A 3013-nucleotide genomic window follows, 5' to 3' on the forward strand; every position below is an offset into this window, starting at 1 on the left:
CGACACGCTGGTCCTGGTCGGCAGCAGCTACATCACCCTGACCGCCCAGGGGCTGGTGCTGGACGGGATCGAGACGGTGGATTTCGACAGCGCCAATGACACGGCGGGCCGCACCGTCGTCATCGACCAGGCGCTGAACCTCGCCTTCGGCGACAAAGGCACCAACACGGTGCAGACGGCGGTGGCCACGCTGGACCTCTCGGGCAAGACCCTGACCGGGGTCGACGCGCTGACCTCCACCAGCGGCACCGGCACCGCCTTCACGCTCACCAGCAGCCAGATCGGCAGCGGCAAGGTGACCTCGGTCACCGGCGGCAGCGGCAGCGGCGACAGCCTGCGCGTGGACGGGACGGCCGTCGATCTCACCAGCCTGACGCTCAGCGGCATCGAGCGCTTCGAGAACCAGAGCAAGGCCGGCAATCTCACCGTCGGGCAGGCCGCCTTCGACATGGCCAAGGCCTTCACCGGCACTGACGGCACGCTCTCCTTCACCGCGGCGGTCACCGACATCGACCTGACGACCCGGACCCTGAGCGGCATCACCACGCTGCTGACCCAGGCGACCGACGGCAGCGTCACGATCACCCTCAAGGGCGATCAGGTCGGCAGCGGCGCCCTCCAGTATATCGGCGCCCCCGACAGCGCCGATGTCAGCCTCACGGTCACCGGCGGCAGCTTCGATGCCAGCGGCCTGGTCCTGACCAACATCGACCTGATCACCACGACCAGCACGACCGGGGTGAACTTCCTCGGCAGCGGCAGCAACGACCGTATCCGCGGCGGCGCCGGCAACGACACGATCTCGGGCAACACCGGCACCGACACGCTGGAGGGCGGCGGTGGCGAGGACGTGTTCGTCCTCTCCGGCCCGGATTTCAGTCTTCTCGGCACCACCCGCATCACGGATGCGGATAGCGGCGACATCATCCGCATCACCGGGTCGAACTTCGCCGCCGGGGCCGTCACCAAGGGCGACGGCAGCGGGCTCCTGGCGAACCAGATCCATGTCGAGGCTGTCGGCGGCGGCGTCACCCGCCTGCATGTCGGCATCGACGGGAAGGCCGGCGCCGATCTGACGATCGATCTCGACGGCGCCTATACGGCCGACAATTTCAAGACCAGCGGCAGCGACATCACGGTCAGCCTGAACCAGACCCCCGTGGTCACCGCCCCGGCGACCAGCACGCTGGCGGAGAACGCGACCGCGGTGACGCTGGGCACGATCAGCCTCGCCGACGGCGACAACGACGCCCAGACGGTGACGCTGTCGCTGGGCAGCGGCAGCTTCGCCATCGACACCACGGCCCTGACCGTGGTCAGCGACGACACGGGCGCCGGCCGCACCCTGGTGGTCTCGGGCAGCCTCGGGGCACTGAACACGGCCCTGGCGGGGCTCACCGTCACGCCGGTTCCCAACACGACCGGCACCGTCGGCTTCAGCATCGCCACGCAGGACGGCAAGGGCGGGACGGACAGCAGGACGATCACGCTCACGCTCAGCGACGTCGATCCCGTGCTGGCGCCGCAGAGCTTCACCGTGGCGGAGAACAGTGCCGCCGGCACCGTCGTCGGCAGCGTGGTCGCCAGCGGCGACAGCAACGGGCTGATCTGGTCGATCAGTGGCGGCACCGGGGCCGGCCTGTTCACGATCGACGCGGCCAGCGGCCAGATCAAGGTCGCCCCGGGGGCGGTCCTCGATTTCGAGACCACGGCCAGCTACACCCTGACGGTGGCGGTCGATGACGAGGACGCGGACACCACCGCCGATGCCACGACCACGGTGACCATCACCCTCGGCGACGTGGACGAGACCCCGGTCACGCCGCCGCCGCCGGTCCCGGTGGTGATCCCGCCGCTGCCGCCGGCCCCGCCGCTGCCGCCGCCGCCGCCGCCGACCCCGGTGCTGCCGGCGCCGGCGCCGGTGGTGCCGGTGACCGCGACGACGACGGAGGACGGGGTCTCGGTGGGCCGCGGCAGCGGCAGCGACAGCCTGACCGGACGGACGGTCGAGCAGGTCGTGGTGGCGCCGGTTCCGACCAGCCGCCAGGATGTCGGCAACACGCCGACGGCCAATGCCGACATCCGGCTGGGCGGCAGCGTCACGGCGCCGATCCTGGTGGCGACGCTGCCGGTGGGGGTCGGGTTGCAGGCCTCGGGGGCGACGACGCTGACCCTGGCGGAACTCTCTGGCGCGGCGGGGGTGGAGGCCGGGCGCATCCAGGCCGCCGGCACGGTGGCGACCGGCACGGTCGATCTGACCGGTCTGTCGACGCTGCTGCCCGGGAGCACGCCGGTGACGCTGCGGACGGTGACGCCGACGCTGGCGGCGGGCGACACCACGCCGCCCGCTCAGCCGATCATCATCTCGGTGCCGACCTCGACCGACACCTCGGGCATCGTCACGGCGGTGGTGGTCGACGGGCGCTCGCTGCCGGCGGGCAGCAACATCGAACTGCGCGACGTGGATTACGCCGTGGTGACGGGCAGCGTGTTCGTGACCGGGGGCACCGGCTCGAACGTGGTGATCGGGGACGATGCGCGGCAGTACATCCGGCTCGGCCCCGATGACGACACGCTGCGCGGCGGCGGCGGCGACGACACGGTGGGGTCGGGGGAAGGCCGCGACCTGATCTACGGCGACGCCGGCAACGACAGCATCTTCGGCGGGGAGGGGTACGACCGCCTCTCCGGCGGGACGGGGAACGACACGATCGACGGCGGCTCGGGGGTGGACGTGGTCCGCATCGAGGCGGCGCGGTCGGCGGTGACGCTGGAGGCGACGGGCCCCTGGGGCGTGCGGCTGGACGGGGCGGCGACGGGCACGGACACGGCCATCGACGTGGAGCTGATCCGCTTCGACGACCAGGTCGTCTATGTCACCCTGCCGGCGCGCTTCGAGGCGGTGCAGCCGGGCGGCGGCGGAGCGTTCGACGAGGCCTTCTACCTCGCCCGGTGGGCCGATGTGCGGGCCGCGGTGGCGGACGGCCGGTTCCACAGCGGGCTGGAGCACTAT

Annotated in this window: 1 protein-coding gene; it reads left to right on the top strand. The window is 71.7% G+C overall.

Annotation, left to right across the window (positions count from 1 at the left end; translation table 11 throughout):
* The coding region (locus ACFQPS_RS00010; RefSeq protein WP_377355363.1) for a beta strand repeat-containing protein at window positions 1-3013 on the top strand (3013 nt) is incomplete at both ends.

The sequence above is a fragment of the Rhodocista pekingensis genome (assembly GCF_042665545.1).
Lineage (GTDB): Bacteria > Pseudomonadota > Alphaproteobacteria > Azospirillales > Azospirillaceae > Rhodocista > Rhodocista pekingensis.